Annotated in this window: 17 protein-coding genes; 12 read left to right on the top strand and 5 right to left on the bottom strand. The window is 70.9% G+C overall.

Going from position 1 to position 20,409, the window contains the following annotated elements:
- Positions 1 to 24: 24 nt before the first annotated feature.
- Positions 25 to 540, bottom strand: a complete 516-nt coding sequence (locus ISU10_RS15010) for a cupin domain-containing protein (RefSeq protein WP_194697223.1) — start codon at positions 538 to 540, stop codon at positions 25 to 27.
- Positions 541 to 801: 261 nt separating this feature from the next.
- Positions 802 to 2,103, bottom strand: a complete 1,302-nt coding sequence (locus ISU10_RS15005; protein ID WP_194697222.1) for a citrate synthase — start codon at positions 2,101 to 2,103, stop codon at positions 802 to 804.
- Between the two features lie 326 nt (positions 2,104 to 2,429).
- On the opposite strand from ISU10_RS15005, the gene rplM reads away from it, so the two are divergent.
- From rplM to ISU10_RS14985, 4 genes are read left to right on the top strand one after another with little or no spacing between them, the layout of a single operon-like run.
- The gene (rplM, locus tag ISU10_RS15000) at positions 2,430 to 2,873 is read left to right on the top strand and encodes a 50S ribosomal protein L13 (RefSeq protein WP_194697221.1); all 444 of its coding nucleotides are present in this window, start codon (positions 2,430 to 2,432) and stop codon (positions 2,871 to 2,873) included.
- Between the two features lie 24 nt (positions 2,874 to 2,897).
- Positions 2,898 to 3,416 (top strand): 30S ribosomal protein S9, encoded by a 519-nt coding sequence (rpsI, locus tag ISU10_RS14995; RefSeq protein WP_194697220.1) that lies wholly within the window; start codon positions 2,898 to 2,900, stop codon positions 3,414 to 3,416.
- A 12-nt stretch (positions 3,417 to 3,428) separates the two neighbouring features.
- Positions 3,429 to 4,775 carry a phosphoglucosamine mutase gene (gene glmM, locus ISU10_RS14990; RefSeq protein ID WP_194697219.1) on the top strand — a complete coding sequence of 449 codons (1,347 nt, stop codon included), beginning with the start codon at positions 3,429 to 3,431 and terminating at the stop codon, positions 4,773 to 4,775.
- A 40-nt stretch (positions 4,776 to 4,815) separates the two neighbouring features.
- Positions 4,816 to 5,814 (top strand): GNAT family N-acetyltransferase, encoded by a 999-nt coding sequence (locus tag ISU10_RS14985; protein ID WP_194697218.1) that lies wholly within the window; start codon positions 4,816 to 4,818, stop codon positions 5,812 to 5,814.
- Between the two features lie 16 nt (positions 5,815 to 5,830).
- On the opposite strand, the gene coaA is transcribed toward ISU10_RS14985, so the two are convergent.
- Positions 5,831 to 6,814, bottom strand: coding sequence for a type I pantothenate kinase (coaA, locus tag ISU10_RS14980; protein WP_370865430.1), 984 nt, complete (start codon positions 6,812 to 6,814; stop codon positions 5,831 to 5,833).
- 42 nt (positions 6,815 to 6,856) lie between these two features.
- On the opposite strand from coaA, the gene glmS reads away from it, so the two are divergent.
- Together glmS and ISU10_RS14970 are read left to right on the top strand one after the other, a co-directional pair.
- Entirely contained in the window at positions 6,857 to 8,701 is a 1,845-nt protein-coding gene (gene glmS / locus ISU10_RS14975) for a glutamine--fructose-6-phosphate transaminase (isomerizing) (RefSeq protein WP_194697216.1), read from the top strand.
- Positions 8,702 to 8,709: 8 nt separating this feature from the next.
- The gene (locus tag ISU10_RS14970; protein WP_194697215.1) at positions 8,710 to 9,063 is read left to right on the top strand and encodes a holo-ACP synthase; all 354 of its coding nucleotides are present in this window, start codon (positions 8,710 to 8,712) and stop codon (positions 9,061 to 9,063) included.
- A 13-nt stretch (positions 9,064 to 9,076) separates the two neighbouring features.
- Here ISU10_RS14970 and ISU10_RS14965 read toward each other — a convergent pair whose 3' ends face one another.
- Positions 9,077 to 10,024, bottom strand: a complete 948-nt coding sequence (locus tag ISU10_RS14965; protein WP_194697214.1) for a putative endonuclease domain-containing protein — start codon at positions 10,022 to 10,024, stop codon at positions 9,077 to 9,079.
- A gap of 133 nt (positions 10,025 to 10,157) precedes the next feature.
- Between ISU10_RS14965 and ISU10_RS14960 the strand changes: the two genes are divergently transcribed.
- From ISU10_RS14960 to ISU10_RS14935, 6 genes are all read left to right on the top strand, one after another.
- A complete protein-coding gene (locus ISU10_RS14960) occupies positions 10,158 to 11,531 on the top strand; it encodes an NAD(P)H-hydrate dehydratase (RefSeq protein WP_194697213.1) in 1,374 nt (457 codons plus the stop codon).
- A gap of 13 nt (positions 11,532 to 11,544) precedes the next feature.
- Complete coding sequence (gene alr / locus ISU10_RS14955; RefSeq protein WP_194697212.1) at positions 11,545 to 12,678, top strand: alanine racemase; 1,134 nt, start codon at positions 11,545 to 11,547, stop codon at positions 12,676 to 12,678.
- A 1-nt stretch (position 12,679) separates the two neighbouring features.
- Positions 12,680 to 13,780, top strand: coding sequence for an alpha/beta fold hydrolase (locus tag ISU10_RS14950; RefSeq protein WP_194697211.1), 1,101 nt, complete (start codon positions 12,680 to 12,682; stop codon positions 13,778 to 13,780).
- Positions 13,777 to 14,718 carry a tRNA (adenosine(37)-N6)-threonylcarbamoyltransferase complex ATPase subunit type 1 TsaE gene (gene tsaE / locus ISU10_RS23180; protein WP_370865429.1) on the top strand — a complete coding sequence of 314 codons (942 nt, stop codon included), beginning with the start codon at positions 13,777 to 13,779 and terminating at the stop codon, positions 14,716 to 14,718. Before ISU10_RS14950 ends, tsaE begins: the two co-directional genes overlap by 4 nt.
- 703 nt (positions 14,719 to 15,421) lie before the next feature.
- The gene (locus ISU10_RS14940; protein WP_194697210.1) at positions 15,422 to 16,450 is read left to right on the top strand and encodes an ATP-binding cassette domain-containing protein; all 1,029 of its coding nucleotides are present in this window, start codon (positions 15,422 to 15,424) and stop codon (positions 16,448 to 16,450) included.
- The gene (locus ISU10_RS14935; protein ID WP_194697209.1) at positions 16,447 to 17,259 is read left to right on the top strand and encodes an ABC transporter permease; all 813 of its coding nucleotides are present in this window, start codon (positions 16,447 to 16,449) and stop codon (positions 17,257 to 17,259) included. The genes ISU10_RS14940 and ISU10_RS14935 overlap by 4 nt, the downstream gene beginning before the upstream one ends.
- Here the strand turns inward: ISU10_RS14935 and ISU10_RS14930 are convergent.
- On the bottom strand, positions 17,243 to 20,392 hold the full coding sequence (locus tag ISU10_RS14930; RefSeq protein WP_194697208.1) for an ATP-binding protein: 3,150 nt from the start codon (positions 20,390 to 20,392) through the stop codon (positions 17,243 to 17,245). The genes ISU10_RS14935 and ISU10_RS14930 overlap by 17 nt on opposite strands.
- Positions 20,393 to 20,409: the final 17 nt, after the last annotated feature.

The raw sequence follows: 20,409 nt of genomic DNA, 5'->3' as shown, positions 1-20,409 counted from the left end.
CATTGTGCCCGGCACGGACCCGGGTCAGTCCACCCAGTACGTGTCGTGGCGCAGCATGAACTCGACGCGTTCCTCGGCCGTCATCGTCGCGCCCCTGCCCAGGGAGGCCAGCGTCTCGAAGTAGTCCTCGCGCGGACCGCCGGGTGTGAACATCAAGAGCATCCGCGCGTGGTTGCCGCCGCGGAACCCGTGGATCCCACCCTCGGGCACGTAGAGCAAGTCACCGGCACCGGCCTGCTTCCAGCCGCGGCCGTCGTACAGGTTGACCTCGCCCTCAATGACGTAGAACGCCTCGGCGATCGACTTGTGGAAGTGGGCATCGGGGCCGCTCTCGTGCTCGCCGAAGCTCCAGCGGTAGATGCCGAGCTTGCCGCCCGACTGGGCCCCGGTCAGGAGGTACTCGCAGCTTCCTCCGCGCGCGTACTCGATCTCCTTGGGGGAGTCGTCGGGCCTGATCCAGGCTGAGGCCTCGCCGGTCTCGCCGTGGTAGACGTCGGGCGGGTAGCCCGTGGTCGGGTCGTCGTAGAACGGGAAGGACATGCCTCCCACCATGGTTTCGAGACGGTTGCCAGCGCAACCTCCTCAACCAGCGAGGCCGCGCAACCTCCTCGACCAGCGAGGGCGTGCTCCTCAACCAGCGAGGGCGTGCAACCTCCTCAACCAGCGAGGGCGTGCAACCTCCTCGACCAGCGAGGGCGTGCAACCTCCTCGACCAGCGCTGGCGTGCAACCTCCTCGACCAGCGAGGGCGTGCAACCTCCTCAACCAGCGCTGGCGGGCAACCTCCTCGACCAGCGATGGGTCAGGCCCAGCGCTCCGAGGCAGGGATGAAGTCGAGCTTGCGGTCGCCGGTGTAGATCTGCTTGGGGCGGGCGATCTTCTGCTCCTTGTCCTGCACCAGCTCGAGCCACTGGGCCAGCCAGCCGGGGGTGCGGCCGATGGCGAAGAGCACGGTGAACATCTCGGGCGGGAACTGGAAGGCCTCGTAGATGAGGCCGGAGTAGAAGTCGACGTTGGGGTAGAGCTTGCGGCTGACGAAGTACTCGTCCTCGAGCGCGATCTTCTCCAGCTCCTGGGCGATCTTGAGCAGCGGGTTGACCCCGGTCACCTCGAACACGTCGTCGCAGGCCTTCTTGATGATCGTGGCGCGCGGGTCGTAGTTCTTGTAGACGCGGTGGCCGAAGCCCATCAGCCGCTCGTTGCCGTTCTTCACGCCGTCGATGAAGGACGGGATGTTCTCCATGGAGCCGATGCGGCGCAGCATCCGCAGCACGGCCTCGTTGGCGCCGCCGTGCAAGGGACCGAACAGCGCGCCGACGCCGGCGGCGACCGCGGAGTAGGGGTCGACCTGCGAGGAGCCGACCGAGCGGACCGCGTTGGTCGAGCAGTTCTGCTCGTGGTCGGCGTGGAGGATGAACAGCACGTCCAGCGCCTTGACCAGCCGCTCGTCGGCCTGGAACTTCTGCTCGCTCATCTTGAACAGCATCGAGAGGAAGTTGGCGGTGTAGCCCAGGTCGTTGTCGGGGTAGACGTAGGGCTTGCCCTGCGCGTGACGGAACGACCAGGCGCCCAGCGTCGGCATCTTCGCGATCATCCGCACGATCTGCATGTGGCGGTTCTCGGCGTCGTGGATGTTGCGTGCGTCGGGATAGAACGTCGAGAGCGCACCGACCGAGGCCATCAGCATGCCCATCGGGTGGGCGTCGTAGCGGAAGCCCTGCATGAAGGAGCGGACGTTCTCGTGGACGAACGTGTGGTAGGTGATCTCGTGCGCCCAGGAGTCGTACTCGGCCTGGCTCGGCAAGGTGCCGTGCACCAGCAGGTAGGCGACCTCGAGGAACGAGGACTTCTCGGCGAGCTGCTCGATCGGGTAGCCGCGGTACTCGAGGATGCCCCGGTCGCCGTCGATGTAGGTCACCGAGCTCTTGCACGAGGCGGTGTTGACGAAGCCCGGGTCGTAGACCGCGAGGCCCGGCTCGTTCTCGGAGACACGGATCTGGCCGATGTCGGCAGCGCGGATGGTGCCGTCGGCGATCGGGACGTCGTACTCCTGACCGGTGCGGTTGTCGCGTACGGTGAGGGAGTTGGCTGAGAGATCCGGCACGGGTGGGGCTCCTTCAACACAGCAGTCGGGAACCGGCCCCGCGCTGCACCCGGTGGGGCGGGACGCGAGTCCGGTTCTTCCTCCCCAACCTAGACCGCAGCCTCATCCGACGCGAAGTCGGCATCTCACCCCGGTTCGGCGATCTCCTCGGATTGGCGCTCGCCGCGTGGCTTTCGTAGACTTGCCGGTCGCGCCTCCTGCCGCGCCCGTCCCAGCACATCGCTTCAGCCGGAACGGGTGCAGACCTGGATGAGGAGAAGCCAGGCAGAGTTCGTCAGAAGGCGCAGCACGACCAGCCCGATCCCTACGAACGAAAAGGCACTGCTGTGCGCACCTACAGCCCCAAGTCCGGTGACATCACCCGTGAGTGGTACGTCATCGACGCCGAGGACGTCGTCCTCGGCAGGCTCGCCGTCACCGCCGCCACGCTGTTGCGCGGCAAGCACAAGCCGATCTTCGCGCCGCACGTCGACACCGGTGACTTCGTCATCGTCGTCAACGCCGAGAAGGTCGCGCTGTCAGGCGACAAGAAGACGACCAAGATGGCCTACCGTCACTCCGGCTATCCGGGCGGCCTCACCGCCACCCCCATCGGCGTGCTGCTCGAGAAGGACGCCCGCAAGGCCATCGAGAAGGCCGTCTGGGGCATGCTCCCCAAGAACCGCCTCGGCCGTCAGCTGCTGAAGAAGCTCAAGGTCTACTCCGGCCCGAACCACCCGCACGCGGCTCAGAAGGCCGTTCCGTTCGAGATCACCCAGATCTCCCAGTAGACCTGCCAGTAAGGAATGTGAGTCGTGACCGACACCACCAACGAGACCACCTCGCCTGACGACGTCGAGGAGACCTACACCGCTGACGAGTCAGGCATCGCCTACAGCTCGGAGTCGGCCCCGTCTGCCGACGCACCGCTGAAGCCCGCGACCATCGCTCCCGCAGCGGCCACCGGCCGCCGCAAGGAGGCCGTGGCCCGCGTCCGGATCGTGCCCGGCTCGGGCAACTGGACCATCAACGGCCGCACCTTGGACTCCTACTTCCCCAACAAGCTGCACCAGCAGGTGGTGAGCGAGCCCTTCGCCGCGACCCAGCTCGAGGGCCGCTTCGACGTGATCGCCCGCATCCACGGCGGCGGCATCACCGGCCAGGCCGGGGCGCTGCGCCTGGGTGTGGCCCGCTGCCTCAACGCGGTCGACCTCGACGCCAACCGCGCGGTCCTCAAGAAGGCCGGCCTGCTGACCCGTGACGCCCGCGTCATCGAGCGCAAGAAGGCCGGTCTCAAGAAGGCCCGCAAGGCACCCCAGTACAGCAAGCGCTGACCAGCCGTTCTCTTGGCCCGACTCTTCGGCACTGACGGAGTCCGGGGCCTGGCCAACGGTGACCTCACCGCGGGCCTGGCCCTGGACCTCTCGGTCGCGGCTGCCCACGTGCTCGCCGATCGCGGCGAGTTCGAGGGGCACCGGCCGCTGGCCGTGGTCGGCCGCGACACCCGTATCTCCGGGCAGTTCCTCGAGGCTGCGGTCGTGGCCGGGCTCGCTTCCGCCGGGGTCGACGTACTCCTGCTCGGGGTGCTCCCGACGCCTGGCGTGGCCTACCTGACCGGCATCCTCGGCGCCGACCTGGGCGTGGTGCTGTCGGCCTCCCACAACCCGATGCCCGACAACGGCATCAAGTTCTTCGCCCGCGGCGGGCTCAAGCTCGACGACGCCATCGAGATCGCGATCGAGAAGCGGCTGACCGAGCAGTTCGACCGGCCGACCGGCGGCGACGTCGGTCGGATCACCGTCTACCCCAGCGCGATCGACCAGTACGCCGCCCACCTGGTCCGCTCGATCGACCACCCGCTGGTGGGCCTGCGCGTGGTGCTCGACTGCGCCGAGGGAGCGGCCTACGACGTCGGGCCGCGCGCGCTCGAGGACGCAGGTGCGCGGGTGATCCCCATCCACGCCTCGCCCGACGGTCTCAACATCAACGACGGCTGCGGGTCGACCCACCTCGACGCCGTGCGCAAGGCCGTCGTCGAACACCGCGCCCACGTCGGGTTCGCGCTCGACGGCGACGCCGACCGCTGCCTGGCGGTCGACCACGAGGGCAACGTCGTCGACGGAGACCAGCTCCTGGCGATCCTGGCGTTGTCGATGAAGGACGCCGGCACTCTGGCCAAGGACACCGTCGTGGCCACCGTGATGAGCAACCTCGGCTTCGTCAAGGCGATGCGGGCCGCCGGGATCGGCGTGCGCCAGACCAAGGTCGGCGACCGCTACGTGCTGCAGGCGATGCAGGTCTCCGGCTACACCCTGGGCGGCGAGCAGTCGGGACACGTGATCCTCACCGACTACGCCACCACGGGCGACGGCGTGCTCACGGCACTGCAGGTGCTGGAGCGGATGGTGACCACCGGTCACTCGCTCAAGACCCTCGCCTCGGTCGTCGAGCGACTGCCTCAGACGCTGGTCAACGTCCCCGACGTCGACAAGTCGCGGGTCGAGGAGGACGGCATCCTGGCCGCCGCGGTGGCCGAGGAAGAGGCTGCGCTGGGCGACTCCGGCCGCATCCTGCTGCGCCCCTCCGGCACCGAGCCGATCGTGCGCGTGATGGTCGAGGCCGCCACGCAGTCCGACGCCGACGCGATCGCCCACCGGCTCGCCGACGTCGTACGCCGGCAGCTCGCGCTCTAATCAGGTCGCCCGCTGCGGCCGGAGTTCCTAGGGTTCTCGGGTGATCGACGTACGCCAGGTCGACAAGTGCGACGAGACCCAGGTGCGCGACTGGTGGCAGGCATCCCACGACGGTGCCGTGGCCGGACGGCCCTACGACACCTACACGCCGTGGGAGCTGGCCCGTCAGGCGGCCGCTACCGACAACCCCGACTGGGACCTCGTGTTCGTCGCCGCCTACGACGGTGGGCGCGTCGTGGGCGCGGGCGTGACCAACATGCCGCTGTCCGACAACACCGACCACGCCTACCTCGAGGTCTACGTGCCCGAGCCCGAGCGCCGTCGTGGCGTCGGTACCGCGGTGCTGGCTGCCGTGGAGGAGGTGGCCACCTCAGGGGGACGCAACGTCTTGGTGGCAGAGGCGATCGCCCCGGTCGGCGGCACCTCGCCCGGCGAGCCGTTCGCGGCCAGGCACAGCTACGCCCTGGCCAACCGCGAGGGGTTCAAGGTGCTCGACCTGCCGCAGTACGCCGGCTCGTGGGGCGCCCTCGACGAGCACGTCGCGGCACGCATCGGTGACTACCGGGTCGTCGAGTGGACCAACCGCGTCCCCGACGAGCTCGTGGACGGCGTGTGCGGTGCCCTCAACCGGTTCATCGGGATGATCCCGACCGGCGACCTCGAGATGGGCGACCTCAACTACACCCCCGAGCGCATCCGTCGCCGCGAGGAGCGGGCGGCCAGGCTGGGCACGACCGGGCTGGCCGGCGCGGCGCTCTCGGCGGACGGCTCCTTGGCCGGCTACCACGACGTCTTCGTCGATGCCGCCCGCACGTCACAGGCCAACATCGGCATCACCATGGTGCTGCCCGAGCACCGCGGCCACTCGCTGGGCCTGGCGATGAAGCTGGCCACCCACCGGTCGCTGCGCGCGCGGTTCCCCGACTGCCAGATCGTGCTCACCGGCAACGCCGACGTCAACGAGCACATGAACGCCGTGAACGGGCAGCTGGGCTACCGGCTGGTCGAGCAGATCCTGGAGTTCCAGAAGGTGCTGTGATCGACCACCGATTGACCTACAGCTTGCGCAACCGGACGTACCTCACCGAGTGGTCTCGGTCCTTGCGCAGCACGAGATCGGCGCGCCCGCGGGTCGGCAGGATGTTCTGGACGAGGTTGGGGCCGTTGATGGAGTCCCAGATCTGCTCGGCTGTCTCGACGGCCTGCTCGCGGGACAAGGCGGCGTAGCGGGTGAAGTACGACGCCGGGTCGCGGAACGCGGTCTCGCGCAGGCGCAGGAACCGTTCGACGTACCACTGGCGGATGTCGGAGGTCGCGGCGTCGACGTAGACGCTGAAGTCGAAGAAGTCGCTCAGGGCCAGGCCGGCGCGGCCGTCCTCGCGCACCCGCGCCGGCTGCAGGACGTTGAGGCCCTCGATGATGACGATGTCGGGCTGGCGCACGACGACGTGCTCACCGGGCACGATGTCGTAGGTGAGGTGGTCGTAGACCGGCGCCATCACCTCGTCGCGACCGGACTTGATGGCGATCACGAACCGCAGCAGGGCCTTGCGGTCGTAGGACTCGGGGAAGCCCTTGCGGTGCAGGAGCCCGCGCCGATCCAGCTCGGCGGTCGGCAGCAGGAACCCGTCGGTGGTGACCAGGACGACGTTGGGGTGGGCCGGCCAGTGGGCCAGCATCTGCTGCAGCACGCGGGCGGTGGTCGACTTGCCGACTGCGACGGACCCGGCCAGGCCGATCACGAAGGGCGTGCGCGGCGGCTGCGGACGATGCAGGAACCCTTCCTGCTCGCGGTGCAGCCGCTCGGCCGCGTCGACCCGCAGGCTCAGCAGGCGGGAGAGGGGCAGGTAGACCTGGCGCACCTCCTCCAGATCGAGGTAGTCGCCGAGACCGCGCAGGCGTTCGACCTCGCCCTCGGAGAGCGGGTCCTCGACCTCCTCGGCCAGGGAGGCCCATGCGGAGCGGTCGAGCTCGACGTACGGCGAGGACTCGCGCTCGCTGTGCCCGTTGGCGCCGATGGGGTGGTCGCCTGAGGGCATGCGCGGCATTCTTGCAAAGCCCGCTTCTCTAGACTCGGGCGCATGTGCGGCATCGTGGGCTACGTCGGCGAGAAGTCAGCTCAAGACGTGGTGATCGAGGGCCTGCGGCGTCTGGAGTACCGCGGCTACGACTCGGCCGGGATCGCGCTGGTGCACGAGGGCTCGATCTTGTCCGACAAAAAGGCGGGCAAGCTCGCCAACCTCGAGAAGGACCTGGCCGAGCACCCGCTCGAGGCCTCGACCACGGGGATCGGTCACACCCGCTGGGCCACGCACGGCGCGCCGACCGACCGCAACGCCCATCCGCACCTGGGTCAGCACGACCGCGTCGCGGTGATCCACAACGGCATCATCGAGAACTTCGCCGCGCTGCGCGGCGAGCTCGAGGACGCGGGTGTCGAGATGCGGTCCGACACCGACACCGAGGTCGTCTCCCACCTGCTCGAGGCGGAGGTCGAGGCGGGAGCCGACCTGACCGTTGCCATGCAGCGGGTGTGCCAGCGGCTTGCGGGTGCCTTCACGCTGGTGGCGGTCGACGCCGCGGACCCTGCGCGTGTGGTCGCCGCCCGCCGCAACTCGCCGCTGGTGGTGGGGCTCGGCGAGGGTGAGAACTTCCTGGGCTCCGACGTCGCGGCGTTCATCGAGCACACCCGCGAGGCGCTCGAGCTCGGCCAGGACCAGGTGGTCACGATCACGCGCGAGGGTGTCGAGGTGACCGGCTTCGACGGCTCGCCTGCCGAGGGCAAGCACTACCACGTCGACTGGGACCTGTCGGCGGCCGAGAAGGACGGCCACGACTGGTTCATGCGCAAGGAGATCTTCGAGCAGCCGCACGCCGTGGCCGACGCCCTGCTCGGGCGCCACTCGCCCGGTGGTCGGCTCCAGCTCGACGAGATGCGGCTCTCGGAGCAGGAGCTGCGCGACGTCGACAAGATCATCCTGGTCGCCTGCGGCACGGCGTTCTATGCGGGTCTCGTGGCGAAGTACGCCATTGAGCACTGGACCCGCATCCCCTGCGAGGTCGAGCTCGCCCACGAGTTCCGCTATCGCGACCCGATCCTCACCCAGGACACGCTGGTCGTGGCGATCAGCCAGTCCGGCGAGACCGCCGACACGTTGATGGCGATCCGGCACGCGCGCGCGCAGGGCTCGAGGGTGCTGGCGATCTGCAACACCAACGGCTCGACCATCCCCCGCGAGTCCGATGCGGTGATCTACACCCACGCAGGCCCCGAGATCGGTGTCGCGTCGACCAAGGGCTTCAGCACGCAGCTGGTCGCGTCCTACCTGCTCGGCCTCTACCTGGCCCAGGTGCGGGGCACGATGTACGGCGACGAGATCCGCGGTGTCGTCCACGAGCTGGAGCAGATGCCCGGGCACATCCAGGGCATCTTGGACCGCAAGGACGCGATCTACGCGCTGGCTGCCGACCTCGCCGACGCGCGTTCGGTGCTCTTCCTCGGGCGTCATGCCGGGTTCCCCGTGGCGCTGGAAGGCGCGCTGAAGCTCAAGGAGCTCGCCTACATCCACGCCGAGGGGTTCGCGGCCGGCGAGCTCAAGCACGGGCCCATCGCGTTGATCGAGGAGGGCCTGCCGGTGTTCTGCGTGGTGCCGCCCCAGGGTCGCGACCAGCTCCACGACAAGATGATCAGCGCGATCCAGGAGATCCGCGCGCGCGGTGCCCGCACGCTCCTGCTCGCCGAGGAGGACGACCCGGCCGTGGCGCCCTACGCCGACTCGGTCATCTACCTACCGCGCGTGCCGGTGTTGCTGCAGCCGCTCGTGGCCGTCGTACCCCTCCAGCTGTTCGCCTGCGAGCTGGCCAGCCGCATGGGACACGACGTCGACCAGCCGCGCAACCTGGCCAAGTCCGTCACGGTCGAGTAGGCCTGCTGGTGGCCGTGATCGGCGTCGGCATCGACGTGGTTGACCTGGAGCGGTTCGCGGAGTCGCTGACCCGCACGCCCGGACTCGCCGAACGTCTCTTCACCCCCGCAGAGGGTTCGCTCGGGATGGCCTCGCTGGCGGCCAGGTTCGCCGCCAAGGAGGCGCTCGCCAAAGCACTCGGCGCCCCCGGAAACCTGGCCTGGCACGACGCCGAGGTCGTCTCCGAGGACTCCGGGCGCCCCCTCTTCCTGATGCGTGGCACTGTCGCCGCCCGCGCCACCGAGCTCGGCGCCGTCCACGTCCACCTCTCCCTCTCCCACGACGCCGGCATCGCCTCTGCCGTCGTCGTCTTGGAGTCGTGAGGCTGAGCGTGTGCTAGATCGCACGCCTGGGGGCACGACGCGGTACTCCGAGAGCGATGAGGTCGCGGCCAAGCTGTCCGTCGTCTTCGCGGACCTCGCGCGCCGTGCATCGCACCACGGTGCGTCCAGGTCCGCTGATGCGACGCTGCCGCGCCAGGTCGTCCTCCCAGTGCTCGACCTCCATGTGAAATCCGCCGTCGATCTCCAGGATCACGATGTGACCGTTGGGGAGCACCCACTCGCAGTCGGTGAAGCGAGTGCGGCCCGCAGAGTCGACGCGTTTGCGCTGGCGCGTCGGAGGCACGATCCCGACTCGGCGACACAACCGTCGGATGTCGATCTCGGCCAGGGACTGCGCGCCGCCCTCGATGTCGGCCAATGCCTGACGGAACATCGCCGCCCACCTCAGTGGGCGCATGATGCGCAACCAGTCCCGGAAAAGCTCGGGTGATGAGAGCCTTTGTTGGATCGCTGCGGCAACGACGCCCTGAGCCGTCCGGCGGGACCTCTGGTACGCCGCCCACAACAACACCGCAGGTTCGACACGGCAGGTGGGAAGGCCCGCTCGGGGCAGTCGCATGGCAGCCAGGTCGCGACGCGTTCGCACGTACCTCACGCCAGGCACGGCGCTCTCGTCGAAGTCGAGCTCGTCCGGCACCAGCACGGTGATCTCGTCGCGATGCCAGTTGCGGAGGCCGAGGACCTCGGCGGCGGTCAGCCCTCCCACGATCGCAGTCGGCCCAGCGTGCAGAACCCCCAACCACATGGTTGCCTCACGTGACAGCGGCCCGGTCGTCGTACCGATCACCATGGTCGTGAGAAGCGTCCATCGCCCGGCCCTGATCTGGTTGCGGACGAAGAACCGGTCGATCCCGAGCGCATGGAGCTGACGCCTCGTGAGCAGGCCGGCTTGAGATGCGGCCAGCGGCCTCCAGTCGGCTCGGTCGACGCGACGTGGCATGGAGGAGAGGCAACAACATCTGCGTCGTCGGCGTCGGGCGCTCTCCACAGCCCAGGGTCGTTCCCCTCAGCGTGCGGTAGAACGCACCTTCGGGCACACGACCCGGAAGGGCCTGGCCAACTAGCGTGAGGGCATGAGGAGCGCGCACACCGTCGAGCAGGTGCGGGCGGCGGAGACCGCGTTGATGGCGCGGCTTCCCGAGGGTGCGCTGATGCAGCGGGCGGCGGCGGGTCTGGCGTACGCCGTACTCGACCTGCTCCCACAGGCGTACGGCGCCAGGGTGACGCTGCTGGTCGGGAGCGGCGACAACGGGGGAGACGCCCTGTACGCCGGGGCGTTGCTGGCCCGGCGCGGCGTGCGGGTGAGCGCGTGGCTGCTCGCAGCTGCGCCCCACCGTGCGGGACTCGAGGCGCTGAGGCGAGCCGGCGGCCGGGTCGTCGAGGCCGCACCCAGCCAGCCGCAGGACGTGGTCGTCGACGGCATCGTGGGGATCGGCGGGCGACCGGGCCTGCGCCCCGAGGCGGTGGCCGCGCTGGAGGTACTGCGGGGCGTGCCGGTCGTGGCGGTCGACGTACCGAGCGGGGTCGACGTGGACACGGGCCGCATCGACGGCCCAGCGGTCAGGGCCGACGTCACGGTCACCTTCGGGACCCACAAGGTCGCGCTTCTCGCGGACCCGGCGGCGGCGTACGCCGGCGCGGTGCACCTCGTCGACATCGGGCTGGACCTGCCCGAGGCCGCCGTCGAGAGCCTGCAGGCCGCGGACGTCGTGGCCCTCCTGCCGAGGCCGGACGAGCACGCGCACAAGTACACGCGCGGCGTCGTCGGGATCAGGGCCGGCTCGGCGCGGTACCCCGGCGCCGGCGTCCTGTGCGTGTCCGGCGCCGCGGCGGGGCTGTGCGGCATGGTCCGCTACCTCGCCGGCGCGCGCGACGCCGTGGTGGCCGCGCACCCCGATGTCGTCACCGAGAACGGCCGGGTCCAGGCGTGGGCCGTCGGCTCCGGAGGCGGACCCGACGTGGCCACCATGCTGGCCGAGGCGCGCGCCGATGGTGTGCCGCTGGTCGTCGACGCGGACGCCCTCGGGCTCGTGGACGGCCCGCTCGGAGTGCCTGCCGTGCTGACCCCCCACGCCGGTGAGCTGAGCCGGATGACGGGGGCTGCGAGGGCCGACATCGAGGGCGACCCGCTGGGCCATGCCCGTGAGGCGGCCGTGACCTACGACGCGGTGGTGCTGCTCAAGGGTCGTCACACCGTGGTGGCGCGGCCAGACGGGAACGCGCGCATCACCACGACGGGGGTTGCGTGGTTGGCGACGGCCGGCGCTGGTGACGTGCTCGCCGGGCTGATCGGGGCCCTTCTGGCCGCCGGGCTCGAGCCGTACGACGCCGCGAGCGTGGGCTCGTGGCTGCACGGTGCCGCCGCGACGTACGCCGCCCGGGGCGGACCGATCACCGCGCCCGACGTCGCACGGGCGATCCCCGGCGTGGTGCGGGATCTGCTCTGAAACAATCCGGGACATGCGTCCGGAGATCGTGGTCGACCTGGCCGCCATCCGGCACAACGTGCGCACCCTCGTCGGGCTCGTCGCCCCGGCCTCGGTGATGACCGTGGTCAAGGCGGACGGCTACGGCCACGGGATGGTGGAGGCGGCCCGCGCTGCGCGCGGGGGAGGTGCGGAGTGGATCGGTGTCGCGACCGTGCCCGAGGCCTTGCGGCTGCGTGATGCCGGCGACGACGGTCGGATCCTGTGCTGGCTGACCCTCCCCGAGGACGTCGAGGACGGCAGCCTCGCGCGCGCCGTGGAGTCGGATGTCGACGTCACCGCCTACACCGTCGAACGGCTCGACCAGATCGTGGCGAGCGGGGCGAACCCACGCGTCCAGCTCAAGGTCGACACTGGGCTGTCCCGTGGTGGGGCGGCGCTGGCCGACTGGCCCGCACTCGCCCAGCGCGCCGCCGAACATCAACAGGCCGCACGAGCCCGCATCACCGGCATCTGGTCCCACTTCTCGTGCAGCGACGAGCCCGACCACCCGGCCAACGACCTCCAGCACGAGCGCTACCGAGCGGCGCTGCGAACTGCCGAGGAGGCCGGCCTGCGCCCCGACGTACGCCACCTGGCCAACTCCGCCGCCGCGATCCTGCGCCCGCAGAGCCGCTACGACGTCGTGCGCGTGGGACTCGCGTCCTACGGCCTGGACCCGGCGCCCGGGCATACGCCGGACCTGGGCCTGCGGCCGGCGATGACCGTGCGCGCGCCGCTCGCGCTGAGCAAGCGCATCGACCGCGGCGAGGGCGTGTCCTACGGGCGCACCTGGATCGCCGACGATGCGACGACCGTGGGCCTGGTGCCGGTCGGCTACGGCGACGGCGTGCCCCGCCACGGCAGCAACGCGATCGAGGTGGCGATCGACGGCGTACGACGGCCGGTGCGAGGCCGAGTCTGCATGGACCAGGTCGTGGTCGACCTCGGAGGCGAGCTGGCCCCGGCCGGCACCCCGGTCACGTTGTTCGGCCCCGGTGCCCACGGCGAGCCCACAGCGCAGGACTGGGCGCAGGCGTGCGGCACCATCTCCTACGAGATCGTGACCAGGTTCGGCGCCAGCTCGGCCCGCCTGGTCCGCCGCTACGTGGACGGAGACCGAGACTGAGATGAGCACCGCTCGCCGGGTCCTCGGGGTGGCGGCAGGCGCGGTCGGCGTCGCTGCCGCCGGCACGGCGCTGCGCGTCGCCCAACGCCACCGGATCATCGCCCGACGCGGTGTCGGCGATGAGACGCCGTTCGGGTCGCTGCGATCCGAGCCCCTCACCGTCGTGGCCGACGACGGCCTCCCGCTGCATGTCGAGATCGACGAGCTCGACCCACAGTTGGTCGAGGGCTCTGGTCGTCGGTCGAGGGCGTCGAGACCACGCCGCCTCGCCGAGCTGACCGTCGTCTTCGTGCACGGCTACGCCCTCAACCTCGACTCGTGGCACTTCCAGAGAGCGGCCTATCGCGGTCTGGTGCGCGCGGTGTACTTCGACCAGCGCTCCCACGGACGGTCTGGTCGCTCCGCCGAGGAGCACGCGACGATCGAGCAGTGCGGCCGCGACCTGATGCGGATCATCGACCAGGCCGTGCCGGACGGGCCCGTCGTGCTGGTGGGCCACTCGATGGGCGGCATGACCATCGTCGCGCTGGCCGAGGAGTATCCCGAGATCTTCGGCGACCGCGTGGTCGGCGTCGGTCTGATCGCCACCACCGCGGGAGGTGTGGAGCCGCACCGCGTGGTGCTGCCGCTGCTGCCGTCGACGCTCGGCGGCCAGGCTGCGCAGCGGCTCGTCGCGGCCCTCGCCCGCGGGCACAAGGCTGTCGACCGGTTCCGCCGGGTCGGCAGGTCGGTCGCGCTGGTGGCCACCGACGAGCTGTCGTTCGGCGACGCGGTGCCGGCGAGGTACGTCGAGTTCGTCGACCAGATGCTCTCCGCCACGCCGTTCGGTGTCGTCGCCGACTTCTTCCCGACCTTCGGCACGCTCGACAAGTTCGAGACCGTGCACGCGATGAGCAGCGTGCCCACCGCCATCATCTGCGGCACCTCCGACAGGCTCACGCCCATCGAGCACAGCCGCCGGCTGCACGCACTGATCGAGGGCTCGACGCTGCTGGAGTGCCCGGGCGCCGGCCACATGGTGATGCTCGAGCGCCACGACCAGGTCAACGCCGAGCTCGACCAGCTCCTCGCTGCCGCCGGTGACCTCGTGGACGAGCGGTGACCCTCGTCGTACGGCGGGTCGGCGCCGAATCCGCGGCAGCGGTGCACGCCGTGGTACGCGCGGCCTTCGGTGCGCGCCCTCCGCTCGACCCGCCGGCCGACGCGCTGGCCGAGACCCCCGACAGCATCGGCGCCGCCCTGGCGGCCGGGGGCGGCCTGCTGGCGACCCTGGAAGGGCATCCGGTCGGCGCACTCGTGATGGAGGCCGACGGCCGCACGGTCTGGCTGCGACGGTTCGGCGTGGTCCCGTCAGCCCAGCGCCTCGGGGTCGCCGGTGCACTGGTGGCCGAGGCCTTGTCGATCGCCGACGGTGACGAGGTCGCGGTGGTCGCCCGCGAGGAGCTGCCGGCGACCGTCGACTTCTGGCGTGGGCACGGGTTCGTCGAGCCTGACCAGCCTGACCAGCCTGACCAGCCTGGCCAGCCTGGCCGCCGCTCGCCGTACGTCGAGCTCCGCCGCGCCGTGCCGCGCACCCATCCCGCACCCGACGCCGACGCGATGCGCGCTCTGGGCCGGCTGGTCGGTGGCCTGGTGCGTGCCGGTGACCTGGTGGTGCTGTCCGGCGAGCTCGGCGCCGGCAAGACCACCTTCACCCAGGGCCTGGGCGCAGGGCTCGGGGTGCGCGGCGACGTGACGTCACCGACGTTCGTGATCGCGCGGGTGCATCCCTCGCTGTCCGGCGGCCCCGCGCTCGTGCACGCCGACGCGTACCGCCTCGGCGGCATCGACGAGCTCGACGACCTCGATCTCGATGCGTCGCTCGACGAGGCCGTCACGGTCGTCGAGTGGGGAACGGGCATCGCCGAGGGCCTCGCCGACTCGCGCCTCGAGGTACGCATCGCCCGCAGCCCCACCGCCGTCGCCGAGGGCGAGCTCGACCCCCGCACCGTCACCATCGTCCCCGTCGGCCCTCGCTGGCTGGGCGTGGAGTGGCCCTAGCCGAAATGGTCGCGCCTTCCTCGCCGCTGTCCGCTGGTTGAGGAGGTTGCGCTAGCAACCGTCTCGAAACCATCGGGACGCTGCGTCGCTGACCGGGGTTTCGAGACAGGCGCTGGCGCGCCTTCCTCAACCAACGAGCGCTGTCTGCTGGTTGAGGAGGTTGCGCTGGCAACCGTCTCGAAACCGGAGGAGACGCTGCGTCGCTGACCGGGGTTTCGAGACAGGCGCTGGAGCGCCTTCCTCAACCGGCGAGCGGGAGGTTGCGCTGGCAACCGTCTCGCAACCATCGGGACGCTGCGCCGCTGACCGGGGTTTCGAGACAGGCGCTGGCGCGCCTTCCTCAACCGGCGAGCGGGAGGTTGCGCTAGCAACCGTCTCGAAACCGGAGGAGACGCTGCGTCGCTGACCGGGGTTTCGAGACAGGCGCTGGCGCGCCTTCCTCAACCGGCGAGCGGGAGGTTGCGCTGGCAACCGTCTCGAAACCATCGGGACGCTGCGCCGCTGACCGGGGTTTCGAGACAGGCGCTGGAGCGCCTTCCTCAACCGGCGAGCGGGAGGTTGCGCTGGCAACCGTCTCGAAACCATCGGGACGCTGCGTCGCTGACCGGGCTTTCGAGACAGGCGCTGGCGCGCCTTCCTCAACCGGCGAGCGGTGAAGGCGGCGTGAAGGCGACCTGAAACCGGGGACGGTCAGGGTTGCGGCATGACTCCAGCAACCATCGAGGCCTCCCGGGTGGGCAGCGAGGCCCGCGGACCCGAAAGCGCCCTCGCCGTCGACGCGCACGGACTGGTCAAGAGCTTCGGCGACCAGCGGGCCGTCGACGGGATCGACCTGTCCGTACGCCGGGGCGAGGTGTTCGGCGTACTCGGCCCCAACGGCGCCGGCAAGACCACCACTCTCAAGATGCTCGCCACCCTGCTCCCGATCGACGCGGGCGAGGCGGCCATCCTCGGCGTCGACGTGCGCCGCGAGCCCCACGTGGTGCGCCAGCTGCTCGGTGTGACGGGGCAGTACGCCTCGGTCGATGAGCTGCTCACCGCCACCGAGAACCTCGTGCTCTTCGCCCGCCTGCAGGGCATCGGCCGCGCCGAGGCCAAGCGCAAGGCGGGCACGCTGCTCGAGCAGTTCGACCTGACCGAGGCCGCCGCCAAGCCGATCAAGCACTTCTCCGGCGGCATGCGGCGCCGGCTCGACCTGGCCGCCAGCCTGATCACCCGGCCGCCGATCATCTTCCTCGACGAGCCGACCACCGGCCTGGACCCGCGCACCCGCGGCCAGATGTGGGAGACCATCCGCGAGCTGGTGCGTGAGGGCAGCACCGTGCTGCTCACCACGCAGTACCTCGACGAGGCCGACCAGCTCGCCGATCGCATCCAGGTGATCGACCACGGACGCACCGTGGCGCTGGGCACGCCTGACGAGCTCAAGTCGACCATCGGGGGCTCCTCGCTGCAGGTCCAGCTCAACGAGGCCGGCGACCTCGACCGCGCGTCGTCCATTGTGACGCGGCTGCTCGACGAGCAGGCCGTGCCCAGCCCCGAGGACCGCCGCCTCACCGTTGCCCTCAAGCGCAGCGACCAGGCCGTCGACGTGCTGCTCGCCTTGCGCGAGGCGGGCGTCGGCATCGAGTCGGTCGCGGTTGCCAAGCCCTCCCTCGACGAGGTGTTCCTGGCGCTGACCGGGCACGACACCCACGAGGACCAGACCGAAGAAGAGGAGACCATCCGATGACGACCATCGACGTCACCCCGGACCTCAGTACCGTTCCCCGTCACGTCAGCCTGGCCGACACCGTCCAGCAGACGATGACGATGGCCTGGCGGGCCACCTTGAAGATGCGCCGCAACCTGGAGCAGTCCTTCGACGTGGTGATCCAGCCGCTGCTGTTCACCGCCATGTTCGCCGGGATCTTCGGCGGCGCCGTCGCGGGCAGCGTCTCCGACTACCTGCCGCTGCTGATCCCCGGGCTCGTCGCCCAGAGCGTGCTGACCGCCTGCATCGCCACCGGCACCCAGCTGCGCGAGGACATGGACAAGGGCGTCTTCGACCGGTTCAAGGTGCTGCCGATCTCACGGGTCGCACCCCTCGCCGGCCCGATGGTCGCCGACATGCTGCGCTACCTGATCGCCGGCACGCTCACCTTCGCCACCGGCGTCGCCATCGGCTACCGGCCCGGAGGCCGCGTGCTCGGCGTGACCATGGCGATCGTGCTCGGCGTGCTCGCCGGCTGGTCGCTGGCCTGGATCTTCACCTGGTTCGGCACCATCGGCTCCAGCGCCCAGGCGGTGCAGGGCTACTCGATCATGGTGATGTTCCCGCTGACGTTCCTGTCCAACGCGTTCGTGCCCGCGGACACGATGCCGGGCTGGCTGGAGGCCTTCACCAAGGTCAACCCGGTCTCCCACGTCGTCACCGCGCTGAGAGACCTCGCCAACACCGGCTCCGTCACGGCCGAGGTCGGCTGGGCGCTGGCGGGGTGCCTGGCTGTGATCGCGATCTTCGCGCCACTGGCCGTGCGGGCCTTCAACCGGAAGATGTGACTCCTGTCGTCACGCGGCTCACCAGAGTCCGGGCCTCCGCGAGGAGATCGGCCGCCGGCCGGTCGGCGTACTCCGCCGTCACCTCCTCGAGGAGGTTCGGTACGGCTTGCTCCGCCAGGGCCTGCAGCGCCTCCCACGCCATCGTGGGGAAGCTGCGGTTGTAGGACCACCGGTCGGCGACGGCCAGCAGGCGAGCCCCGTCGGCGTGCCGCTCGCTACCGCCGAAGCGCACCGCCCAGGCGCCGAGCGCGGCCAGCAGCGCGCCGTTGAGCGGGAAGTCCTGGTCGGGCAGCTCGTTGTCGGTGCGCGCCCCCGTCTCCTGTGCCGCGAGTACGTCGACCAGCTCGCGAGCGCGTGTCTCGTCGGCCGCCGTGGTCCCGTGACGTACCCGTGCGACGAGGGAGGCGCTGGCGGCGATCAGCACCCAGGGGTTCAGGCCGCCCAGGTCGAGCCCTTCGATGGGGCGCACCGAGGCCAGGGCCTCGTCGAACAGGCGCAGCCCGTCGGTGATCTCTCCGCGCGCGAGGGCCAGCTCGGCCCGAGCGCTGAGCAGCACCATCTGCGAGCCCATCGTGGGTTCGCCGAGCGTGTCGGTCTCGGCGATCACCCGTTCGGCGGTCTCGAAGTCGCCCTCGAGCAGTGGCCAGATGATCGTCGCTGCCCGGATCGCGCGCGCGTCGTCGTCGGCGTGCAGCCGGTCGAGGATCGGCCACGCGACCTCGGCGTGCTCGGCGGCGGTGCGGTAGTCGCCGAGGTTCATCGCCAGCTGGGCGAGCTGCCCGTGCAACGACGCCTCGAGGTAGGGAGTCAGCGGCTGGCGGGTGAGGCCCTCGCGGGCGTAGGTGGCGGCGACCGCGATGTCGCCCGAGTTCTCGGCGATCAGCGCGGCCCACAGCAGGGCCATCTGGGCGGTGACCGGGTCGCTACCCTCGGCGAGGGCCGCCACCCGCTGGTCGGTGGGCACGCCGGGGTCGTCGTCGACGAACATCGCGTGGGCGATCCGCGCCCAGGGGTGGGTGGGCTCGCCCCAGCGGGCGAGCGCCGCTCGCAGCGTGTCGACCGACCGGTGCGGCATCCAGCTCAGGTGCACGATCAGCCACGAGGCGATGAGCTGGGCGGTGGTGCGGAGCTGCTCGGGCGGATCCCAATCGGCCAGCAGCGCCTCGGCCGCGTCGGCGATGGTGAAGATGCGCGGGTGGTTGCCGGTGATGGTCCAGAAGGCACCCAGGCAGGCCAGCACCTGCGCCACCACCTCGCGGTCGCCGTCGCGCAGGGCTCGCCGGAGCACGTCGGCGAGGTTGTTCTCCTCGGCGCCGATCGCGTTGATGGCGGCGATCTCGTCCGGGGTGAACATCACGGTGTGCTGCACTCGGACCAGATCGACGGCCCAGGCGTCCTGGCAACGGTGCGCGTCGGGCCGGAGCCCCGCCTCGCTGAGCCGCTCCGCGCCGAACTCGCGGATCGTCTCGAGCATGCGGAAGCGGGTCGTGCCGTCTAGCTCGGCGACCGTGAGCAGCGACTGCTCGGCGAGCGTCTCGACGAGGTCGGCGCCGCCACGTCCGAGGACCGCCAGCGCCGTGTCGCGGGTGAACCCGTCGTGGAACACCGACAGCCGTGCCATGCCCTCCTGGTCACCGGGGTCGAGGAGGTCCCAGGACCACTCGATGACGGCGGTCAGCGTCCGGTGCCGCTCGGGCGCGGACCGGTCGCGAGAGCGAAGCAGGCTGAACAGGTCGCCGATCCGGCGGCGTACCTCCTCGACCGTCATCGTGCGCACTCGCGCCGCCGCCAGCTCGATCGCCAGCGGGAGACCGTCGAGGCGGGCCACGATGTCGGCCACGGCGTCGGCCGGTAGGTCGGCGTCGGCGCGCGCCGCCCGGGCGCGCTGCACGAAGAGTGCCGACGCGTCGTCGGGGGCGAGCTGGCGCAGCGACACGACCTGCTCGGCGGCCAGCCCGAGCGGAGCCCGGCTGGTGGTGAGCACGTGCAGGTCGCGGGTGGTGACCAGCAGCAGCGCCACGAGCGAGGCGACCGACTCGAGCACGTGCTCGCAGTTGTCGAGGACCAGCAAGGTGGGCGCGGTGTCGAGCTCGGTCGCGATCTGGCTGCGTACGTCGGCCAGCTGCGCGGGCGTGAGCGTACGACGTCCGGTGACCGAGCCGCGTACGCCGAGGGCTGCTCCCACCTCGGCCACCACGTCGTCGCCCGAGGTCACGCCGACCAGCTCGACGAAGTACACCCGGGGTTGCGTGGCTTCGCGGGCGAGCACGTGAGCGACGCGGGTCTTGCCGAGACCACCGGGGCCGACGATCGAGACCAGCCGGCTCCGTCGCACCGCCGCGCGCAGCTCGGCCAGGTCCTCCTGCCTGCCCAGCAGGTCGTCGACCTCGAAGTGCACGCCGTCGCGCACGGGACTGTCGGCGACCAGCAGCTCGCGGTGCAGCCGCTGGAGCGATGGGTCCGGGTCGACACCGAGCCGGTCGGCGAGGTCGGCTCGGTAGCCCTCGTATCGTTCGAGAGCCGCAGCGGGTCCGGCAGTGGCGGCGACGCTGCGCAGCAGGGCCGCGGTCACCGCGACGTCGTGGACGGCTTCGCCGTGGGCTGCCTCGAGGTGGGGGAGGGCCTCCTGGTCGCGACCTCCGGCGGCCAGCGCCAAGCCGAGGACGCGTCCGGCACGTCGCCGATCCCCAGCGGCGTCGTGGCGCAGCTCGGCGAGTGGTCCGGCGTCGGATCCTGTGTCCGCGAGCTCGACGCCGGCCGCGCGACCTGCCAGGTCGGCGGCGCGTGCCGGGTCACCGGCGTCGAGCGCGGCTCCCGCCTCGCGGGTGAGCTTGCGCAGCAGCAGCGCGTCGACGTCCTCGACGGCCACGCCGAGCCGGTAGCCGCCGTCGTACCGCTCGACCCCGTCGGCGCCCAGGGCAGCACGCGCGCGGGAGACCAGCACCTGCAGCGCCTTGGTCGGGTTGGCCGGCTCGCCGTCCGGCTGGCCGGCCCAGATGAGCTCGATCAGGCGGGTGTCGGTGAGGCCCTCGGGCCGCGACGCGAGGGCTGCCAGGAGCGCGGCAACGCGCTCGCCCGGTACGGCCCGGCCCCGCCATGCGACTCCGTCGAGCAGGGTCAGGGCGGCAGGCACCCGGTCAGGATAGGAGC

The sequence above is a fragment of the Nocardioides agariphilus genome (genome assembly GCF_015352445.1).
Lineage (GTDB): Bacteria > Actinomycetota > Actinomycetes > Propionibacteriales > Nocardioidaceae > Nocardioides > Nocardioides agariphilus.
This window is presented reverse-complemented; position numbering and strand designations above follow the sequence as displayed.

Excerpts from the sequence above, each read along its gene's own strand:
- ISU10_RS14950 (WP_194697211.1), top strand. The coding sequence starts at position 12,680 with ATGAGCACCGCTCGCCGGGTCCTCGGGGTGGCGGCAGGCGCGGTCGGC.
- ISU10_RS15010 (WP_194697223.1), bottom strand. The coding sequence starts at position 540 with ATGTCCTTCCCGTTCTACGACGACCCGACCACGGGCTACCCGCCCGAC.
- ISU10_RS14965 (WP_194697214.1), bottom strand. The coding sequence starts at position 10,024 with ATGCCACGTCGCGTCGACCGAGCCGACTGGAGGCCGCTGGCCGCATCT.
- ISU10_RS14960 (WP_194697213.1), top strand. The coding sequence starts at position 10,158 with ATGAGGAGCGCGCACACCGTCGAGCAGGTGCGGGCGGCGGAGACCGCG.
- coaA (WP_370865430.1), bottom strand. The coding sequence starts at position 6,814 with ATGCCCTCAGGCGACCACCCCATCGGCGCCAACGGGCACAGCGAGCGC.
- glmS (WP_194697216.1), top strand. The coding sequence starts at position 6,857 with ATGTGCGGCATCGTGGGCTACGTCGGCGAGAAGTCAGCTCAAGACGTG.
- alr (WP_194697212.1), top strand. The coding sequence starts at position 11,545 with ATGCGTCCGGAGATCGTGGTCGACCTGGCCGCCATCCGGCACAACGTG.
- ISU10_RS14935 (WP_194697209.1), top strand. The coding sequence starts at position 16,447 with ATGACGACCATCGACGTCACCCCGGACCTCAGTACCGTTCCCCGTCAC.
- ISU10_RS14940 (WP_194697210.1), top strand. The coding sequence starts at position 15,422 with ATGACTCCAGCAACCATCGAGGCCTCCCGGGTGGGCAGCGAGGCCCGC.